This is a genomic window from Ferrovibrio sp. GW821-FHT12D07 (genome assembly GCF_058807275.1).
Window position 1 is genome coordinate 1,136,631 of sequence record NZ_JBXAQN010000002.1, and the last position, 19,630, is coordinate 1,156,260.

The following is a 19,630-nucleotide window of genomic DNA, read 5'->3' on the forward strand; positions in this document are numbered from 1 at the left end:
CTATGTCCGGTTTTCCCTGGTTCCCCTATCGTGACGGCGCGCTCTGCGCCGAGAACGTTCCGCTGTCCAAGATCGCGGCCGAGGTCGGCACGCCGGCCTATGTCTACAGCAGCGCCGCGCTGACCGACCGCTACAAGAGCCTGTCGGATGCCTTCGCCGGCATGAACCACCTGATCGCCTATGCGATGAAGGCCAATGCCAGCCTGGCCGTGCTGCGGCATTTCCGCGACCTGGGCGCCGGCGCCGATGTCGTCTCCGGCGGCGAGCTGCAGCTGGCCATGAAGGCTGGCATCGCGCCGCAGAAGATCATCTTCGCCGGCGTGGGCAAGACGCGCGATGAAATGGCGCTGGGCCTGAAGAGCGGCATCCTGCAGTTCAACGTGGAATCCGAGCCCGAGCTGCAGGCGCTGTCCGAGGTGGCGAGCGGCTTAGGCGTAAAGGCGCCGATCGCCATCCGCATCAATCCCGATGTCGATGCCAAGACGCACAAGAAGATCACCACCGGCAAGGCGACCAACAAGTTCGGCATCGCCTACAACCGCGCGCTGGAGGTCTATGCCGAGGCCGCGAAGCTGCCCGGCATCGAGATCGTCGGCGTGCATGTGCATATCGGCAGCCAGCTGACCGATCTGGCGCCCTATGACGCCACCTTCGCCAAGCTGGCCGACCTGATCACCAGTTTGCGCGCGGCGGGCCACAACCTGCACCGCTTCGACCTGGGTGGCGGCATCGGCATCCAGTATGACGACGAAACGCCGCCCGATCCGCGCGCCTATGCCGATCTGGTGCGCAAGCATATCGGCAAGCTTGACTGTGAACTGGCGCTGGAGCCCGGCCGCTACCTGGTCGGCAATGCCGGCCTCCTGCTGACGCAGGTAACCTATGTGAAACATGCCGAGCAGAAGACATTCCTGATCCTCGATTCCGGCATGAATGATCTGATCCGCCCGGCGATGTACGAGGCCTTCCACCGCATCGTGCCGGTTAAGTCCCCGAATCCCGGCGCAAATCAGGCGCCGGTCGATATCGTCGGCCCGGTCTGCGAGACCGGCGACACCTTTGCCGAAGACCGGCCGATGCCGCCGGCGGATGCCGGAGATTTGTTGGCCATCCTGTCTGCGGGTGCGTATAGTTCAGCCATGGCCTCCACTTACAACGCCCGTCCGCTGGCGCCTGAAGTGCTGGTCAGTGGCGACCGGTTTGCCATCACGCGCCGGCGCGCCACCATTGACGAGATGACCGCCCTGGAGACCCTGCCGGCATGGCTCAGCGAGGCGAAGGCGTAGAGCACACCGATCCGTCCCAACCGGTTCCAACCACCGGTCTGGTCGCGGCGCTCGCGCCTATCCTGGAACGTCGCCTCGGTCTCGCCCGCGCCGCCCTCTTCTGGGAGCGTTTCTGGCCCGCCCTGATGCCGGCCGCCGCCGTGCTGGCGGTGCTGCTGATCCTGGCCGGCTTCGACATCTGGCGCTTCACCCCGGTCTGGCTGCACTGGCTGATGCTGGCCGGCTTTGCCGCCGCCTTCGGCGCCCTGCTGTGGCGCGACCTGCGTCCCTTGCGCTGGCCCAGCCGCGCCGACGCCATGCGCCGGCTGGAACGCATCAACCTGCTGCGGCACCGCCCGCTGGAAGCCGTGGCCGACAAGCTGTCGGCCGAACAGCACGACCCGATTGCGCTGGCCATCTGGGACCTGCATCGCCAGCGCGCGCTGGCGCAGCTGGCCGAGGTGCGCGTCGGCACGCCCGAAGCCGGCTGGTGGCGCCGCGACGTCTGGGGCTTCCGCGCCGCCCTTGGCCTGCTGCTGGTCGTCGCCTGGGCCAGCCCCGGCGAGGATCGCGGCCAGCGCCTGGCCGATACGCTCAATCCCGGCACGGTGCTGCCCGCCGGCACGCAACTGGCCATCGAGGCCTGGATCACGCCGCCGGCCTATACCGGCCGCGCGCCGATGTTCCTGACCCGCGACGGCAAGCCTGTGCAGGCTTCTGCCGGGCCGAACGGCCAGCAGGGCAGCACAGCCCCGCTCTCCGTGCCCACCGGCAGCCTGCTCAAACTGCGGCTGGCCGCGCCGCCATCCGGCTTCACCCTGCGCTTCGGCAAGAGCGAGCAGGCGCTGCATGCCATCGACGAGCGCAACGGCGAACTCGATCTCGCGCTCGACCTGACGCAGGGCGAGCATCCCACCCTGGCGCTGATGCGTCGCGACAAGGCTTTCGCCGAATGGCCGCTGCGCGTGGTGCCCGATCTGGCGCCGAAGATCCGCTACAGCGAAGACCCCAAGACCGCGCGCCGCATCGAACTGGAAGTCGCCTTCACCGCCGAAGACGATTACGCCGTGCAGCAGGTGCAGCTGGAACTGACCCGCGACGGCGCGGAACAGCCCGTGCTGGTCGACTGGCCGGTGCCGCTGGGCGGCGGCAGCCAGATCAGCGACAAGCAGAGCTTCGATTTCACCGCCCATCCCTGGGCCGGACTGCAGGCCAGCATGACGCTGGTGGCCAAGGATGCGCTGGGCCAGACCGGCCGCAGCGAGCCGGTGACCGTGACCCTGCCGGCGCGGCGCTTCAACCATCCGGTCGCCAAGGCCATCGTGGAACAGCGCCGCGAGCTGGCGCTGAAGCCCGGCCAGTGGCAGCGCGTGGTGACGGCGCTGAACGCGCTGAGCCTGGCGCCGGAACGCTATCGCGACGATTACACCGCGCATCTGGGCCTGCGCATGTCGGCCACCCGCCTGCGCCTGAACCGCAGCGCCGCATCGGTGACGGCCGTGCAGGACCTGCTGTGGCAGACGGCGCTGCATATCGAGGATGGCCGCGCCAACCAGGGCGAGAAGGACTTCCAGGCCCTGATGGACAAGCTGCAGGATGCCATCGACCGCAATGCGGACGACGAGGAAATCCAGAAGCTGATGCAGGAAATGCGGCAGGCGATGGATCGCATGCTGGAGCAGATGATGCGAGACGCCATGGAACGCATGGCGCGCGGCGAGCAGCCCGAAGAACTGGGTGAAGACGAAGAAGCGATGAGCGACGACGACCTGCAGGACATGATGGACCAGGCGCAGGACATGGCGCAGATGGGCGATCGTGACCAGGCCAAGGACATGCTGCAGCAGATGCAGCGCATGATGGAGGCGATGAAGAACGGCCGCATCGTGCGCATGCCCGAGGGCCGCCAGAACCAGCGCGCCCAGCGTGGGCAGCGGGGCCAGCGCGGCCAGGGCCAGCAAGGCCAGATGATGCAGGAATTCGGCGAGATGCTGCGCCAGCAGCAGCAGTTGCTGGATCGCAGCTTCCGCCGCAGCCAGCAGTTCGGCCGTGGCGAAGGCACGCCGCAGCAGCGCGCCGAGAACGAGGCTGATGCGCGCGCGCAGGAAGAGCTGCGCCGCAAGCTGGGCGACATGATGGGCCGGCTGGGCGAGCGCAATGGCGGCCAGCTGCCCGACCAGCTGGGCAAGGCCGAACGCTCGATGCGCGATGCGCGCGAGTCCCTGCGCCGCGGCGAACCGGGTGAGGCCATGCAGGGCCAGACCGATGCGCTGGACCAGATGCGGCAGGGCCTGAACCAGATGCAGCAGGCCCAGCGCGGCAATCCGAATGGTCAGGCCGATGCCGCCGATTCACGGCAGAACCAGCGCAATCCGGTGCGCGATCCGCTGGGTCGCAACATGACCGGATACGAGAATGCCGGCGAGGCCACCCGCGTGCCCGACATGGCGCCGGTGGAACGCGCGCGCCGCATCCTGGAAGAATTGCAGCGCCGCGCCGGCAACCGCGAGCGCACGCCGCAGGAACTGGATTATCTCGACCGACTGCTGCGCCGCTTCTGAGTGCGGCTTTTATGGAAGGCGTGTCATCATGACCAAGTCGCTGATGATTGCCGCCCTGCTCACCGTCCCCCTGCTCTCCGGCACTCCCGTCGCCGCCTTCGCGCAGGCCGCCGTCATTATCACCCAAAGCGTGCAGAGTGCCGTGGCAGGCGCCACGGCCTCGGCCAACCAGAGCCTGCAGGGTCCGGCCACGGCGCCAGCTACGGCTGCAGGTACGACGACGACCGCGCCGGTCGCGGATGCCGGCGAGAAGAAGAACTGACGGTTCTCCCGATCCCCCATCCCCCATTCCCGCGAAAGCGGGGACGACGAATGATACTTGGCGACTACGTCTCCGCCGCCGCCAGCGCCGCTTCCACCGCCTCGTTGAGATCGACCATGCTGAACGGTTTCATCAGCACCGGCGGCGCGGTTTCGGCAACGTCATGCACGCGGGGCTGCTGCGCCGCATAGCCCGTCATCATCAGCACCGGCAGCTTGGGCCAGTCGCGCGCCACATGCAGCCAGAGTTCGATGCCATCCATGTTGGGCATGGCGATATCGGTGAGCAGCAGGTCGAAGGGGTGGCGCGCCAGCCGGACCAGCGCATCGGCGCCATCGGACACCGTCATCACGTCATGGCCGCGTGATTCCAGGATGCGGCGGATATATTCCCGCATCGGCGCTTCATCCTCTGCGACCAGAATACGTGCCATCATCCCCTCGCCGACGGCCGTCGCCTGTGCGGCAAGTTCTTGCCGGCGACACACCACCTGTTCTGGAATCAGCTCGGGCGACCGACCCGCGTCGCGGCGCGCCCCTGGAGCCAGACTACGCCCGAGGCCGGCAAAAGAAAACGCGCATTATCATTGTGGAAACGGCTGCCGGGGGTGCTGCGCCGGCCGCAGGCCGCAACGCATCCGGATGCTGATCAGTTCGCCGTCTGGCTGGAGAAGGCCACTTCCAGATCGACGACCTCGCCCTTGGGTGCCGGCAGGCGGACGTCGAAGCTCAGGCGCTCGCCGGCGGCGACACTGGACTGTTCCAGCTTGATCATCACCGCGCCAAGATCGGCGCCGCCGGCGCCGCGCATGGCGACGCGGATCGGCGGCAATGCGCGTTCGGTGTCGCTGACATTGACCACATCGCCCGATACCGCGATGCGGGTCTCGCCGCTATCCAGCACCGTGGCGGATTTCAGGTTATGCAGCTCCAGGCCCAGCCACTGGGCGGTGTCGACCGGGATACGCAGATATTCATAGAGCTTGACCAGCGGCGGATAGAAGGCCACCAGCTCGACGCGCTTTTCATAGCCGCCACCCACGATGCCGCCGATCACGGCCAGCAGCAGCAGCCAGCCGGTCCAGGCCCAGGAGCGCGGCTTGCGCGGCTTGGGCGGTTCGCGGGTGACGCCGGCCTCGGCCAGGCGGGCGCGGCGGCGGTTGAGCGCCTCGTCGGGGTCGCCTTCCTCGGGCAGGGAGGAGCTGAAGGGCTCGTCCAGCGGCGGATGCAGCGGCGGCCGGTCCATATGCTTCAGATCGAGCTCGACCTCGTCGTCGAAGCCGGTGATGCGCGGCGGCGCGGGCGGCTCCAGGTCCATGACCGGCGGGGGTTTGATCGCTTCGGCCTCGGGCGCCTTGCCGCCGGGCGGCGGCGGCGGCACCCAGTCGTCGTCGTCCAGGGGCTCCGCGGCACCGGCTCCGTGACCAGCCATGCCTGCGGCTTGCACCACCGAGGGGACGGGCTGGGGCTCGGGTTCGGGGAGCGGTTCCTGGTCCCACACGGCGCGGCAGCGCGAGCACCGGACCTTCCGCGGCGCTGGGCCGAAGAGGGCGGGTTCAACGTGGAACCGGGTCTCGCAGCTTGGGCAGGTAAGAATCATGCCTTAAGTCAGCCTGAAGCCAGCCCTTTTGCGTTTCCGGATGCTTTCCCTTATAGGACGGACAGGGCGGTTGAAGCAAGGCTACAGCCTTGCAAGATATTGTGCTGCAAGGCTTTGGTCGATTCGGCACGATTCGCCCCATGAGCAACCCAGTGGGGCAGCCCAGTGGGGCAGCCCGTGAGCAGCAAGGAGTTGGGACTTGGTGCGTTTCCAGAACGTCGGCATGCGGTACGGCCCCGGGCCGGAAGTCTTGCGCGACGTCAACTTCGAGCTGGCCGCCGGATCCTTCCATTTCCTGGCCGGCCCCAGCGGCGCGGGCAAGACCTCGCTGCTCAAGCTGCTCTATCTGGCCCAGCGCCCGAGCCGCGGCCTGATCACCATGTTCGGCCAGGATGTCTCCACCGCCAGCCGCTCAGCCCTGCCCATGCTGCGCCGGCGCATCGGCGTGGTGTTCCAGGATTTCCGCCTGCTCGACCACCTGAGCGCGCTCGACAACGTGGCGCTGCCCTTGCGCATCGCCGGCGCCGACGAGAAGCGCACGCGCGAGCATGTCAGTGAACTCTTAAGCTGGGTCGGCCTCGGCGACCGGCTGGAAGCGCGGCCGGCCACCTTGTCGGGCGGCGAAAAGCAGCGCGTGGCGATCGCGCGCGCCGTTATCGCGCGGCCCAGTCTTTTATTGGCGGACGAACCCACCGGCAACGTCGACCCGGAGATGGCCGAGCGGCTGATGTATCTGTTCGTCGAGCTGAACAAGCTCGGCACCGCCGTCGTGCTGGCGACGCATGACACGCATCTGCTGCAGACCTTCCGCTTTCCGGTGATGCGCCTGCGCGCCGGACAATTGCTGATCGAGAGGAATGCGGCATGAGTGCGCGCAAAGCCCCTCGCCCCTCCGACCTGCAGCTTGAAGCCGACAGCGGCGCGCGCTTCCTGCCCTGGGCACTGGCGGTGATGGTGTTCCTCGCGGCATTGGCACTGGCCGGCGCGCTGGCGCTGGATGGCAGCATCGATGGCTGGCGTCGCGGCGTCGCGGCCAAGCTGACCGTGCAGATCGCCGACCGCCCGGGTCAGCCGATGGCGCCGCGTCTGGAAGCCGCGCTTGGCGTGCTGCGCGGCGTGCCCGGCATCGAGAAGGCCGAAGCGATGGATCGTCGCGCGGTCGAAGCGTTGCTCAAGCCCTGGCTCGGCGCCGAGGCGCTGGAATCCGACCTGCCCCTGCCCGGCATGATCGACGTGACGCTGAGCGACTCCGCCGCGCTCTCGGTCGATGCGCTGTCGGCGCGACTCAGCAACGCCGTGCCCGGCGCGCGCATCGACGACCCCAAGCCATGGCTGGACCGCCTCGTTCAGATCGGCCGCCTGCTGCAGTCGCTCGGCGGCGGCATCGTGCTGCTGGTCGGGCTGGCCACGGCGGCGATGGTGATCTTCGCGACACGCGCGGGGCTCGCCGCGCGCCGCGACACGATTGAACTGCTGCATCTGATCGGCGCCGAAGACGGCTATATCGCGCGCCAGTTCCAGCGCCATGTCGCCTCGCAGGCCGTGCGCGGCGGCATCATCGGCGCCGGGATGGCCGTGCTGATTATCGTGGCGATCCAGCTGCTGGCCGGCGGCGTCGGCGCGGGGCTGCTGCCCGGCCTGGCACTGCTGTGGTGGCACTGGATCACGCTGCTGCTGCTGCCCGTCGCCGCGACCCTGCTGGCGATCGTCACCGCGCGCCTGACCGTGCTCGGCGCGCTGAAAGCCATGGTATGAAGAAGAACTGGGCATGACCATGCTGGTGCTGCTGGATCGTGACGGCGTGCTGAACGAGGACATCCCGAACGGCTATGTGCTGTCGCCGGCCGCGCTGCGCATGCTGCCCGATGTGGGCAAGGCCGTGGCGAAGCTGAATGCGCGCGGCTGGCATGTGGCGATCTGCACCAATCAGAGCTGCGTCGGCAAGGGCCTGATCGACGAAGCGATGCTGGAGCGTATCCACAATACCCTGCGCGACCATCTGGCCCGCGACGGCGCGACGATCGACGCGATCTTCTTCGCGCCCGACCCCTCGCATGCGCCGACCGAACGGCGCAAGCCCGGGCCGGGCATGCTGCGCGAGGCGATGGCGCGTTTCCGCACCGGACCGCAGGAGACCGTGTTCATCGGCGACAACGTGATCGACCTGCAGGCCGGCAAGGCAGCGGGCTGCCGCCGCATGCTGGTGCGCACCGGCAAGGGCGCATCGATGCTGGCAAAAGGCTTGCCCGAAGACGTTTTGCCGGTCACGGTGGTGGAAAACCTGACCGAGGCTGTCGAGCGCCTGCTGGCCGAGACGGCGAACTGATCATCGAGTACTGACTGACATGGCGCGCCGTTCCGAATCCTCCTCCCTGTTTGCCCGTTTGCAGCGCTGGCTGCTGGCGCTGATCGCCATCGGCCTGATCTGGCTCGGCGGCGCCATGGTCTATATCGAGCGCGTCGAGCAGATGATCACGCCCAGCCAGGAGCGCACCGACGCCATCGTGGTGCTGACCGGCGGCGCCGCGCGCATGAGCACGGCGCTGCGGCTGCTCAACGACAACAAGGCCGAGCGCCTGCTGGTTTCGGGCGTGAGCCAGAGCGCCACCAAGGCCACCCTGCAGGAAGCCGTGCAGAAGGCGATGCCCGATGCGGCGCAGCCCAGCACCAACTGGCAGGGCATCGATCTTCAGCTGCTGTTCGAATGCTGCACCGACCTGGGCTTCGAGGCAGGCGACACCGCCGGCAATGCCACCGAGACCGCAAGCTGGGCCGCCGCACGCGGCTACAAATCGGTGCGCGTGGTGACGGCGAATTACCACATGCCGCGCACCCTGGTCGAATTCGGCTACCGCATGCCCGGCGTCACCGTGGTGCCGCATCCGGTGCGCTCGGATGCCATGCGGGTGGAGGACTGGTGGCAGCGCCGCCAGGCCACGCTGTTCCTGCTGGGCGAGTACAGCAAATATGTCGTGGCGCTGATGCGCATGCATCTCGACCGCCAGCTGGCCGCCACGGTGGAAGAAAAGAAAGCGGACGAGCGCAAGCCGGTGGACGCCGAGCCGCCGGCCGTGATCCCGGTCCCCAATACCGCCCCGGAGAAAAACCAGTGATCTGGATCCGCTCGCTGGTGTTCCAGGGCACCTTCTATGCCTGGACCACCATCGTGGCGGTTTACAGCCTGGTGCCGATGGCGCTAAACCGGCGCGCCCATGTCTTCGCCATGAACGCCTTCTGGGCGCGCAGCCTGAATGTGCTGCTGCGCGTAATCTGCAATATCGAAGTCCGCATCGAGGGCCGCGAGCATATCCCCGCCGGCCCCGCCCTGGTGGCGTCCAAGCACCAGTCGTTGTGGGATACCGCGATCATCTTCGATCTGTTCGGCACGCCCGCCGTGGTGATGAAGAAGGAACTGCTGAAGATTCCGATCTACGGCTGGCTCACCCGCATCCAGGGCATGATCGCGGTCGACCGCGATGGCGGTGGCGCGGCGCTCAAACAAATGTTGAAAGACGCGCGCGCCATCCGCGATGCCGGCCGCAAGATCGTGATCTTCCCGCAGGGCACGCGCACCAGGCCGGGTGAAGTGGCCGAATACCAGTCCGGCGTCGTCGCGCTCTATCGCGATCTCAAGCTGCCGGTACTGCCGGTGGCGCTGAACTCCGGCGTCTTCTGGCCCAAGGTCGGGCTGCTGCGCCCGCCGGGCACGCTGATCCTGCGCTTCCTGCCGGTGATTCCGGCCGGGCTGGAGCGTGAGGAATTCACCGCGCGGCTGGAAGGCAGCATCGAGACCGCGACCAGAGAGCTGGAAGCGCAGGCGCTGCGCTGATCGTCACGCCACCTGCGGGCGCGCTTTTTCCAGCACATCGGCCAGAGCAACCTGCAGGGCGGCCAGATCATAGGGCTTGCGCAGGATGGTGAAGCCTTCCTCGGCAGCAGCCTTCGCGCGCTCGCTATAGCCGGTGGCTAGGATCACCGGCAACGCCTCGCCATTTTGCTGCATCACCCAGCGCGCCAGATCGAGACCGCTGGCTTCACCTGGCATCACGATATCGGTCAGCACGACGTCGACGCGGTCCCGACCGTTCTGCAGGACGGCCATGGCCGCTGCTGCATCGGCACTCCAGATCACGGTGCAGCCCAATTCCTCCAGCAGTCCCTGCGTCACCATGGCGACGCTGGCGTTGTCTTCCACCAGCAGCACGCGCACATTCTGGCGCACCACCTGCCGCTGCGCGGCGGCATCGACGCCCTCGGCATCCACCATTCCGGCCGCGCGCGGCAGATACAGCGTCACCGTCGTGCCCCGGCTCGGCTCGCTGTCCACGGTGGCCATGCCGCCAGCCTGCTGCGCGAAGCCATAGACCTGCGACATGCCCAGACCCGTGCCCTTGCCCACTTCCTTGGTAGTGAAGAAGGGCTCGAAAACACGGCCGATGATATCGGCGGGAATGCCCGCGCCCGTATCCGTGATCGCGACGGCAACAAAATCGCCATCCAGATCGAGGACATTCGGCTGCGCGAAGGTGATATTGCGCGCCGACAGCCGCAGCGTGCCGCCGGCAGCCATGGCATCGCGGGCATTGACCGCCAGATTGAGCAGCGCCAGCTCGAATTCACCCATATCAACGTGGATCGCCCAGACATCCGCCGATATGGATGCCTCAACGGCGATATCGCCCCGCAGGCTCGCCTGCAGCATGGCCTGCAACACTGGCAGACGATCCTTCAGGTCGATGGTCCGGGCCTCATGTGCCTGCTGGCGCGAGAAAGACAGAAGCTGCCGCGTCAGATTGCTGCCGCGGCTGACCGCGATCTCGATGGCCTCCAGCGCCTGGCGCATGCGGTCATCGGCGGCAAGCGTGCGTTTCATCCGGCCGGCATTGCCGCTGACCACCATCAGCAGGTTGTTGAAGTCATGCGCGATGCCGCCGGTCAGCCGGCCAATGGCCTCCAGACGCTGCGCCTGCTTGAGCGCGGCCTCGGCCACCTCGCGGCGCGCCACCTCTTCATGGAAGCTCTGGGCGCGGCGCAGGGCGTAGAGCGTCAGCAGGAACATGGCCAGCACGATAGGCAGTCCGACGGCAAGCTGGGTCAGCACGGTCGATCTGAATTCCGCCGCCAATGCAGCCGTCTCTATGCCAGCCACGACATAAACCGGAAAATCCGGCACCTGCCGGTAGCCATAGCGGCGCTCCTTGCCGTCGGAGCGCGAGACCGAGGTATAGAAACCACCGGCTGGATTATCGCGCGCGGCCTCCGGGATTCGCATCGACGGCGCGGCCTCGCTGAGCGGCACTTCCGGATAGCGGGCAAGCCGTATGCCATCGGCGCGCACCAGACCGAAGACATCATGGCCGCGCGACAGCTTGGCGTAGAACTCACTGAAATGCTGCGGCATCACCGTCACGGCGATAACGCCGTTGAACTGGCCGGCCTCGCCGCCCTGACGACGGCCGCTGACGACGAAAAAGGCCAGCGAGCCAATGCGCGCGCGGATCACCTCGCTGATGAAGATATCCGCGCCGGGCTGCTTCTGGGCGGCGAAATAGCTGCGGTCAGAATTGTCGAGGCCACGCGGTACCGGATACACGGTGCTGGACACCAGCGGACTGCCGTTGCGGTCGAAGGCCCAGACCGCTTCGATCTGGGGCAGCGCCTGCTGCGTGCGCTTGAGGCGGAGATACAGATCGGCCTCACGCTGGCGGATATCCTCCTCGGAGGCATCGCCCAGGACTTCATTGATTTCGGATATCGAACGCTCGACCGTCTGCAGCGCCTTCAGCGCATGCTCCTGCAGCACATCGAGGGCACGCTCGATCCGCTCATGCGCCTGCGCATCGATCTCGCGATGGTTTTCCCAGGTGGCATAGGCGAAAATAATCGCCGGTCCGATCAGGCTGAGGGCCGCGATCAGACGCAGGGGCCAGAAGAAGACGAGCTTTGACTGTGGCACCGGCGGATTTAAACATTCCGCCTGTCTTTTTCCAAGCAGACCGCTTACGAACTCAACCTGGAACCAAAACCGGGATTGGCTGTTTCCCATTGTTTTCCCGGCGCTGTATACTGCGCCCAACAACAAACCGTGGGGGAGCATGTTCATCAAGGCGGTTATTGCGCCGGCCATTCTCGTGGCAGCTGCGGCATTGACCCTTCCGGGTTATGCACCGGCCCAGACCGCAAGCCCGCGCGAGTTGATGGCGCCGCTACCACTGACGCCGACCGGCCAGCCCGTGCCGGGCTTTCCGCAAGGTGCACCCGCCGCGCTGCCCGACACGCTGGCGCTGACCAGCACCGAGATAGACCGGCTGAAGGCCGGCAAGTACAAGGCGGGGATCGCCATGCAAGCGCTCGACACGCCGTGGAACGCGCTGCAGGTGGAGGCAATCACCGCGACGCTGGCGCGATATGGCGTCGAGGTCGTCACAGTTACGGATGCCGCGCAGAACCCGGTGCGGCAGGCCGGCCATCTGAACGGCATGATCAGCCGCAAGGTGGATATCATCTTCTCGGTGCCGATTGATCCCTCGACGCAGACGATGGCCTACCGACGGGTCACGGAGGCCGGCATCAAGCTGGTGTTCATGGACAACGTTGTTCACAATATGACGCCAGGAAAGGACTACGTTACTGTTGTCGCATCGGATAACGCGAAGAACGCCGCCTATGCCACCGAAGAACTGGTGAAGGCCATTGGCGGCAAAGGCGAAGTCGGGCTGATCACCTATTCCTTCGATGCCTATCACTCGGTGACTACGCGGCGCGAAAGCTTCCTGAAGGTGCTGTCGGCTTATCCCGAGGTGAAGCTGGCAGCGACCGAACGCTTCACCCAACCGCGCGAGGCCTATCAAAAGACCATCGCGATGCTGACCGCGCATCCAAACATCAAGGGCATCTTCGCCGTTTGGGGCGATCCGGCCATGCAGGCCGTGGCCGCCGCCAAGGCGCTCGGCCGGCATGACCTCGTGATCACCACCAACGACCTTGGCCCCGATACCGCGATGTATGTGGCGCGCGGCGAAATCCTCGCCATCGGTGCGCAGCTTCCTTACGACCTCGGCGTGGCCGAGGCGAATGCCGGGGCGCATGCCCTGCTGGGCAAACCGGTGCCGCCCTATATCTCGCTGCCGGCTTTGCGCGTGAAAAAAACCAACCTGATCCCCGCGCTGGAAATGGTGACCAAGCGCGAGACGCCCGCGGAAGTGAAGCAGCTCTGCGGCACGGAGTGCCGGTAGGCGGCGCCAGCCTTCGTCAGCCCACTAACTCCAGACGCTGAATGGCATCGCGGTAATACTGGTGGAACTGCGCCATCGCCTTGTCGGATGCGGTCAGGTCGGCATAGCGGCGAAGGACCGGCAACTGCGCCTCAGCGAAAGCCGCCAGATTCGCCTCCGGCAGTCTCGGGAGTATGCCCGTGAACGGCAGGGCCATGCGGCCGCCATTGGGCTGCTTGCTCAGCATCTCCAGTTTTCCGACAACGCCAGAGACCGAGGCCACGATCCGGTCCGCATAGGCTTTGACAATCGGCGCCTGCGCTTCCAGCTCACGACGCTCCGCGTCGAAATCGGCGCGATCCACGATGCGGCCATCCTGGTACACCAGGGGCGCGGCCTTGGAGATGTCGCAGGTCCAGCCGGCGCGCGGCAGCAGCATCTCAGCCTGATCGCTTTCTTCCTTATAGGCCAGGAACGGCATGGCGCGGCAACGGATCGGCTTTTCAGCATGGATGCCGCACAGGCCGTCGCCCGTCAGTTCCGGACATGCCACCGCAGGCGGCAGATAGGCCATGGGACTGACCTGGACAGCGACCTGGGTCTTGCGCGCCACCTGAACCATCGTCCCGAGCCGCGCGGTCAGGCCGAAGGATTTGTCGCCCTGCCGCACCACTGTCCAGACCATGGCCAGCGGGAAGCGGCCAGCATGGAACAGGGCCTCGCCCAGCGTCAGGGGCAATGAACCGCTGCAGCATTTTCCGCAGGCCGTGCAGTTGAAATGGTGCTGCATGCCGGCGGCCTAGGCGCCGCAGCATTTCTTGAACTTCTTCCCCGATCCGCAACGGCAGGGATCGTTGCGCCCCATTTTCTCGACATGCCGCGGCGGCGATTTGGGATCGACCTCGCCGCCGGTGCAGAGCCAGGTATCGCCGTCGCGCTTGAAGGTCGCCCGCTCATGGTGAACGCGCTGCTGGCCATTGAGGCGGAACTTGGCGGCATATTCGACAACGCCGTCCTGATCGTTGGCGGTGCCGGCCGTGGTCGAGAGAATATCCATGCCCAGCCATTCGGCCGAGGCTGCGACATTCCTGGTTTCAACCGGATCGAATTCCGCGCGGGCCTCGGCCGACAGCGTGCGCCCCAGATAATCGATGTCGGCCTGGGTATAGGCAGTAAAGCGCGCGCGCATCAGCGCCAGCGCTGTCGGCGCCGGAGCTCCGGCCAGCAAAGGGCCGCAGCATGCATCGCGTGAGAGACCGGAGGTACAGGGGCATTGTGTCATCGGTTCACTATTAGCGATCTGGGCGTCGATGGCGATGCTCCGCCCGGGAGCGGCAGGACGGGGAAGCCCCTGTGGATAATCCGGTATAACTGCACCAGCCCCTCTTGCGGATCGTGGGGATAACTCCGATTTGTCAGGAGTTACAAGATATTGATCGCCACACCCCGGTTGATCAATCTGTAGAAACATTATGAGAACATTACGCTGGACTCTCGTCTTTCGGGCGATAGAGTCAGCCTGAGTTTTCTGCGGCGCGGATTTGATGTCCTGCGCCGCTTTCCGTCTTTTGCAGGATCACGTCCATGTCGCCCATCGCGCCGATTTCCCAGCAGATCTGGGACATGAAATACCGCCTGAAGGGCGCGGACGGGAATCCGGTCGACCAGTCGATCCCCGATACCTGGAAGCGCATCGCAACGTCGCTGGCGCAAGCCGAGACCGATCCCGCCGCCCATGAAGAAAGCTTCTACGGCGCGCTGGAGGATTTCCGCTTCCTGCCGGCGGGCCGCATCGTCGCCGGCGCGGGTACCGCGCGCAAGGTGACGCTGTTCAACTGCTTCGTCATGGGTACCGTGCCCGACGACATGGGCGGCATCTTCGAGCATCTGAAGGAAGCAGCCCTTACGATGCAGCAGGGCGGCGGCATCGGCTATGACTTCTCGACGCTGCGTCCGCGCGGCGCACCGGTGAAGGGCGTGGGCGCCGATGCCTCGGGCCCGCTGTCGTTCATGGATGTGTGGGACGCCATGTGCCGCACCATCATGTCCGCCGGCAGCCGTCGCGGCGCCATGATGGCGACGCTGCGTTGCGACCATCCCGATATCGAGGCCTTCATCGAGGCCAAGCGCGAGGCCAACCGCCTGCGCATGTTCAATCTGTCGGTGCTGGTCACCGATGCCTTCATGAATGCCGTAAAGCAGAACCTGCCCTGGGAGCTGACCTTCAAGGGCGTGTCCTATCGCACCGTGCAGGCGCGCGAGCTGTGGGACAAGATCATGCGGGCGACCTACGCCTATGCCGAGCCCGGCGTGATCTTCATCGACCGCATCAACAACCGCAACAACCTGCATTACTGCGAGACCATCAGCGCCACCAATCCCTGCGGCGAGCAGCCCCTGCCGCCCTACGGCGCTTGCCTGCTGGGCTCGATCAACCTCGCCCGTCTGGTGAAGGCGCCGTTCGAGGCCGATGCTGCTTTGGATCTCGACCTGCTTGATGATCTGACCCGTCGCGCCGTGCGCATGATGGACAACACCATCGATGTCTCCAACTTCCCGCTGGAGGCGCAGGCCGCCGAGGCGCGCAACAAGCGCCGCATCGGTCTGGGCGTCACCGGCCTGGCTGACGCGCTGATCATGGTCGGTGCGCGCTATGGCTCGGCCAAGTCGGTTCAACTGATCGAAACCTGGATGAAGCGCCTGCAGCGCGCCGCCTATCTGGCCTCGGTCGATCTGGCCCGCGAAAAGGGCGCCTTCCCGCTGTTCGACCGCGACCAGTATCTGGCCGGCGAGAGCATCGCCGAACTGGATGCCGATGTGCGCGCCGCGATTGCCGAGCACGGCATCCGCAACGCCCTGCTGACCTCGATCGCGCCGACCGGCACGATTTCGCTGTTCGCCGACAATGTGTCGTCCGGACTGGAGCCGGTGTTCAGCTTCACTTATACCCGCACCGTGCTGATGCCCGATGGCAGCCGTCGCCAGGAAGACGTCAGCGATTACGCCTATCGTCTCTATCGCCAGATGAAGGGCGACAACGCACCGCTGACCGAAGCCTTTGTCGATGCGCAGAGCCTGGCGCCCGCCGACCATGTGCGCGTGCAGGCCGCCGTGCAGAAATACATCGACAGCTCGATCTCCAAGACCATCAACGTCCCTGAAGAAATCGATTTCGAGAGCTTCAAGGACATCTACCAGATGGCCTATGACCAGGGCTGCAAGGGCTGCACCACCTATCGCCCGAATGACATCACCGGCTCGGTGCTGACCATCAAGAAGGACGAGAAAAAGGCCGAAGCGCCGCAGCAGCAGGTCGAACTGCCGCTGGTCTCCAGCGCCAAGCCGGTGCAGACCATCAAGCCGCGCGATCCGCTGGCTGCCGGCGGCGTGATCTACATGACCAAGCCGCTGGACCGCCCCGAGGCGCTGCCCGGCCGCACCTACAAGATCACCTGGCCCGATTCCGAACACGCGATGTACATCACGCTGAACGACATCCTGCAGGATGGCCGCCTGCGGCCGTTCGAGGTGTTCGTCAACTCGAAGAATACCGAGCATTATGCCTGGACCGTGGCGCTGACCCGCATGATCTCGGCCGTATTCCGCCGCGGCGGCGACGTCTCCTTCGTGGTGGACGAGCTGAAGGCGGTGTTCGACCCGCGCGGCGGCCACTGGATGAATGGCCGCTATGTGCCGTCGCTGCTGGCGGCCATCGGCGAGGTGATCGAGCAGCACCTGATCGCCATCGGCTTCATGGCCGATCCCAATGCCAAGCGCGAGGAAAGCGCCGTGCTGGCGCTGGCCGTGAATGCCGAGACGCCGAAGCCGCTGTCGGGCCTGCGCCAGTGCCCGAAATGCGGCCAGCCCGGCCTGATCAAGTCCGAGGGTTGCGACACCTGCACCTCCTGCGGCTATAGTAAGTGCGGATAAGGCACGGCTTTACGCGCGCGTAAGACCCTGCCGCAGGGGAAACGTTTCGCCGCGTAGCAGGGTCAATGTCGCCGTCGATCAAAGCCGTCCAGCCTATCAAAGCCGTATTGTGGGATTTCGGCGGGGTGATCCTCACCTCGCCCTTCGAGGCCTTCCGCCGCTTCGAGGATGAGCGCGGCCTGCCGCGCGATTTCCTGCGCAGGGTCAACAGCACCAATCCGCACAGCAATGCCTGGGCTTGTTTCGAGCGCGGTGAAGTGGATGCCGCGCGCTTTGGCGAGATGTTCCTGAGCGAAAGCACCGCGCTGGGGCAGGCCGTGCATGGCCGCGACATCCTGGCGCTGCTGTCGGGCGAAGTGCGCCCGCGCATGGTGGCGGCGCTCAAAAAAGTGAAAACCCGGTTCAAGGTCGCCTGCCTGACCAACAACATGCCGATCGGCCATGGCTCCGGGATGAGCGTGACGCCGGAAAAGGCCAAGGCGGTCGCCGAGGTGATGGCGCTGTTCGACGTCATCGTGGAATCGAGCAAGGTCGGCGTGCGCAAGCCCGAGCCGGCCTTCTACATGCGCGCCTGCGAGCTGCTGGATATCAAGCCGGGCGAGGCCGTGTTCCTCGACGATCTCGGCATCAACCTGAAACCCGCCGCCGCCATGGGCATGCAGACCATCAAGGTGGAAGACCCCGACAAGGCGCTGCGGGATTTAAGCGCCATCATCGGCATGGAGTTCGCCGCATGAGTAAAGCAGACGACATCCTGAACAGCAGCTTCAGCACGCTGTCCGAGCTGGTCCGCGCCTATGCGGAAGAACGCCCAGATCATCCGGCCGTGATCGACACAGACGGCACGCTGACCTATGCCCAGCTTGACCGCCGCGCCGACCGCGTGGCTGCCGCGCTGCAACGCGATGGCGCGACAAAAGCCATCAGCATCGTCAGCGCCTCGCGCAACGACTATGTGACTGCCTATCTCGGCGGCCTGCGTGCCGGGCTGGCTGTGGCGCCGCTGGCGCCGTCGTCGCTGCCCGAACAGATCGTCGCCATGGCGAGCGACGCCGATGCGACGCATCTGTTTGTCGATGAAGAAAATGAAATAGCGTTGAAAGATGTGCTGGGCCAGCTGCCGAAGCAGCGCCTGCGCCTCGACACACCGGCCTTCGAGCACTGGCTGGCGCCCGATGGCGCCAAGCCCAAGCCGGCGGCGATCACGCCGGAGATGCCCTTCAACATCATCTATTCATCCGGCACGACGGGAACGCCCAAGGGCATCGTGCAGCCGCATGGCATGCGCTGGGGCCATATGCAGCGCGCGAATTCCTATGGCTATGACCGTAACGCCGTAACGCTGCTCTCCACGCCGCTCTATTCCAACACCACGCTGGTCAGCCTGTTTCCCACCCTGGCCGGCGGCGGCACCGCCGTGCTGATGGCGAAATTCGACGTGGCGAAATACCTGGAACTGGCGCAGAAACACCGCGTCACCCACACCATGCTGGTGCCGGTGCAGTATCGCCGCATCATGGCGCAGCCGGATTTCGACAGTTACGACCTCTCCGCCTTCCGCGCCAAGTTCTGCACCAGCGCGCCCTTTGCGGCCGAACTGAAGGCCGACATCCTGAAGCGCTGGCCGGGCAAGCTGGTGGAATTCTACGGCATGACCGAAGGCGGCGGCACCTGCATCCTGGTCGCCGACGAATTTCCCCACAAGCTGCACACCGTCGGCCGCCCGGCCGAGGGCCATGACATCCGCCTGATCGGCGAAGACGGCAAGAGCGTTGCGCCCGGCGAGATCGGCGAGATCGTCGGCCATTCCGGCGCGATCATGACCAACTACCACAAGCAGCCGGGCAAGACGGCGGAAGCCGAATGGTATGACGAGACCGGCCGGCGCTTCATCCGCACCGGCGACATGGGGCGCTTCGACGCAGACGGCTTCATGCAGCTGATGGACCGCCGCAAGGACATGATCATCTCCGGCGGCTTCAACATCTATCCCAGTGACCTGGAAGCGATCGTGAAGCAGCATGAGGCGGTGTTCGATGTCGCCATTGTCGGCGTGCCGTCTGATGCCTGGGGCGAGACCCCGGTGGCTTTCGTGGTCAAGCAGCCGGGCAAGGACATCGGTGCCGATGCGCTGCTGGCCTGGGCCAATGCCAAGCTGGGCAAGATGCAGCGCATCTCGGCCATCCGCTTTGAAGACAGCCTGCCGCGCAGCGCCATCGGCAAGGTGCTGAAGCGCGAGTTGCGCGACACCTATAAAGCCTGATGGTCGAGGATCAATACAGGGCTCTGCTGGTCGATGACCTGCAGGCTGACCGGATTGCCCATGGAAAATCCAGCCTGTATGAGCATCTGGCCGGTGTGCACGATCTGCTGAAGGCCTGGGGAAATCCCGATGCCGTATGTCTGGCCGGATTGTTTCACAGCATCTACGGAACCGTGCAATTCCAGCATGCGACGCTGCCCTTCGACAACCGGGAGCCGGTTCGCAGCCTGATCGGACCCGAGGCCGAAACCCTGGCCTATCTGTTTTGCGTCATCGATCGCCCGCGCGGCCTGATCGAACACTGGGAACGTGCTGATTTCGTCGTCACTGATCGCCATCTGGACAGGCAGGTGACACTCGACCGGCAGACCGCCCTGCATCTGCTGGAGATCGAAGCCGCCAATCTTGTCGAGCAGCGCGCCGGCGGATGGCGCTATGTCCCAAGGCTTCTGAACATCCCGCTATCGCCTGCCGCACAGCAGGCCCTGCGGCAATACGATGCCGGCATGCAGCAGCCCAACCCTTTCCAGAGCTGA

18 protein-coding genes and 1 pseudogene are annotated in these 19,630 nt (G+C 65.7%); 13 read left to right on the forward strand and 6 right to left on the reverse strand.

What is annotated here, in order from left to right; all coding sequences use genetic code 11:
• Positions 1-2: 2 nt before the first annotated feature.
• Genes lysA through AC1RRE_RS17325 form a run of 3 tightly spaced genes read left to right on the forward strand, consistent with a single transcriptional unit; the run spans position 3 to position 4,088 of the window.
• Entirely contained in the window at positions 3-1,286 is a 1,284-nt protein-coding gene (gene lysA / locus AC1RRE_RS17315; RefSeq protein WP_492982735.1) for a diaminopimelate decarboxylase, read from the forward strand.
• Positions 1,262-3,826 carry a TIGR02302 family protein gene (locus tag AC1RRE_RS17320; protein WP_492982737.1) on the forward strand — a complete coding sequence of 855 codons (2,565 nt, stop codon included), beginning with the start codon at positions 1,262-1,264 and terminating at the stop codon, positions 3,824-3,826. Before lysA ends, AC1RRE_RS17320 begins: the two co-directional genes overlap by 25 nt.
• 28 nt (positions 3,827-3,854) lie before the next feature.
• Positions 3,855-4,088, forward strand: coding sequence for a hypothetical protein (locus AC1RRE_RS17325; protein ID WP_492982739.1), 234 nt, complete (start codon positions 3,855-3,857; stop codon positions 4,086-4,088).
• 64 nt (positions 4,089-4,152) lie between these two features.
• Here AC1RRE_RS17325 and AC1RRE_RS17330 read toward each other — a convergent pair whose 3' ends face one another.
• The 3 genes and pseudogenes from AC1RRE_RS17330 to AC1RRE_RS17340 form a co-directional block, all read right to left on the reverse strand.
• Positions 4,153-4,521 carry a response regulator gene (locus tag AC1RRE_RS17330; RefSeq protein WP_492982741.1) on the reverse strand — a complete coding sequence of 123 codons (369 nt, stop codon included), beginning with the start codon at positions 4,519-4,521 and terminating at the stop codon, positions 4,153-4,155.
• A 215-nt stretch (positions 4,522-4,736) separates the two neighbouring features.
• Positions 4,737-5,519 (reverse strand): hypothetical protein, encoded by a 783-nt coding sequence (locus AC1RRE_RS17335; protein ID WP_492982966.1) that lies wholly within the window; start codon positions 5,517-5,519, stop codon positions 4,737-4,739.
• A 69-nt stretch (positions 5,520-5,588) separates the two neighbouring features.
• Positions 5,589-5,687: pseudogene (locus tag AC1RRE_RS17340) on the reverse strand (zinc-ribbon domain-containing protein); the annotation flags it as partial.
• A gap of 202 nt (positions 5,688-5,889) precedes the next feature.
• On the opposite strand from AC1RRE_RS17340, the gene ftsE reads away from it, so the two are divergent.
• Genes ftsE through AC1RRE_RS17365 form a run of 5 tightly spaced genes read left to right on the forward strand, consistent with a single transcriptional unit; the run spans position 5,890 to position 9,516 of the window.
• Positions 5,890-6,555 (forward strand): cell division ATP-binding protein FtsE, encoded by a 666-nt coding sequence (gene ftsE / locus AC1RRE_RS17345; protein WP_492982743.1) that lies wholly within the window; start codon positions 5,890-5,892, stop codon positions 6,553-6,555.
• Entirely contained in the window at positions 6,552-7,442 is an 891-nt protein-coding gene (locus tag AC1RRE_RS17350) for a cell division protein FtsX (RefSeq protein WP_492982745.1), read from the forward strand. Before ftsE ends, AC1RRE_RS17350 begins: the two co-directional genes overlap by 4 nt.
• Before the next feature lie 13 nt (positions 7,443-7,455).
• Positions 7,456-8,013 carry a D-glycero-alpha-D-manno-heptose-1,7-bisphosphate 7-phosphatase gene (locus AC1RRE_RS17355; RefSeq protein WP_492982747.1) on the forward strand — a complete coding sequence of 186 codons (558 nt, stop codon included), beginning with the start codon at positions 7,456-7,458 and terminating at the stop codon, positions 8,011-8,013.
• A 19-nt stretch (positions 8,014-8,032) separates the two neighbouring features.
• A complete protein-coding gene (locus tag AC1RRE_RS17360) occupies positions 8,033-8,800 on the forward strand; it encodes a YdcF family protein (protein WP_492982749.1) in 768 nt (255 codons plus the stop codon).
• Positions 8,797-9,516, forward strand: coding sequence for a lysophospholipid acyltransferase family protein (locus tag AC1RRE_RS17365; RefSeq protein WP_492982751.1), 720 nt, complete (start codon positions 8,797-8,799; stop codon positions 9,514-9,516). The genes AC1RRE_RS17360 and AC1RRE_RS17365 overlap by 4 nt, the downstream gene beginning before the upstream one ends.
• A 3-nt stretch (positions 9,517-9,519) precedes the next feature.
• Here AC1RRE_RS17365 and AC1RRE_RS17370 read toward each other — a convergent pair whose 3' ends face one another.
• The gene (locus AC1RRE_RS17370) at positions 9,520-11,643 is read right to left on the reverse strand and encodes an ATP-binding protein (protein ID WP_492982753.1); all 2,124 of its coding nucleotides are present in this window, start codon (positions 11,641-11,643) and stop codon (positions 9,520-9,522) included.
• 139 nt (positions 11,644-11,782) lie between these two features.
• Between AC1RRE_RS17370 and AC1RRE_RS17375 the strand changes: the two genes are divergently transcribed.
• A complete protein-coding gene (locus AC1RRE_RS17375; RefSeq protein WP_492982754.1) occupies positions 11,783-12,922 on the forward strand; it encodes a substrate-binding domain-containing protein in 1,140 nt (379 codons plus the stop codon).
• Between the two features lie 16 nt (positions 12,923-12,938).
• On the opposite strand, the gene AC1RRE_RS17380 is transcribed toward AC1RRE_RS17375, so the two are convergent.
• Both AC1RRE_RS17380 and AC1RRE_RS17385 read right to left on the reverse strand, forming a co-directional pair.
• The gene (locus tag AC1RRE_RS17380) at positions 12,939-13,691 is read right to left on the reverse strand and encodes a YkgJ family cysteine cluster protein (protein ID WP_492982756.1); all 753 of its coding nucleotides are present in this window, start codon (positions 13,689-13,691) and stop codon (positions 12,939-12,941) included.
• A 9-nt stretch (positions 13,692-13,700) separates the two neighbouring features.
• On the reverse strand, positions 13,701-14,129 hold the full coding sequence (locus tag AC1RRE_RS17385) for a YchJ family protein (RefSeq protein ID WP_492982758.1): 429 nt from the start codon (positions 14,127-14,129) through the stop codon (positions 13,701-13,703).
• Positions 14,130-14,485: 356 nt separating this feature from the next.
• On the opposite strand from AC1RRE_RS17385, the gene AC1RRE_RS17390 reads away from it, so the two are divergent.
• The 4 genes from AC1RRE_RS17390 to AC1RRE_RS17405 all read left to right on the forward strand — a co-directional run bounded on the left by AC1RRE_RS17390 (position 14,486) and on the right by AC1RRE_RS17405 (position 19,630).
• Positions 14,486-16,831 (forward strand): adenosylcobalamin-dependent ribonucleoside-diphosphate reductase, encoded by a 2,346-nt coding sequence (locus AC1RRE_RS17390; RefSeq protein WP_492982760.1) that lies wholly within the window; start codon positions 14,486-14,488, stop codon positions 16,829-16,831.
• A gap of 65 nt (positions 16,832-16,896) precedes the next feature.
• Positions 16,897-17,568, forward strand: coding sequence for an HAD-IA family hydrolase (locus tag AC1RRE_RS17395; protein WP_492982762.1), 672 nt, complete (start codon positions 16,897-16,899; stop codon positions 17,566-17,568).
• Entirely contained in the window at positions 17,565-19,094 is a 1,530-nt protein-coding gene (locus tag AC1RRE_RS17400) for a class I adenylate-forming enzyme family protein (RefSeq protein WP_492982764.1), read from the forward strand. The genes AC1RRE_RS17395 and AC1RRE_RS17400 overlap by 4 nt, the downstream gene beginning before the upstream one ends.
• Positions 19,094-19,630 carry a DUF6817 domain-containing protein gene (locus AC1RRE_RS17405; RefSeq protein ID WP_492982765.1) on the forward strand — a complete coding sequence of 179 codons (537 nt, stop codon included), beginning with the start codon at positions 19,094-19,096 and terminating at the stop codon, positions 19,628-19,630. Before AC1RRE_RS17400 ends, AC1RRE_RS17405 begins: the two co-directional genes overlap by 1 nt.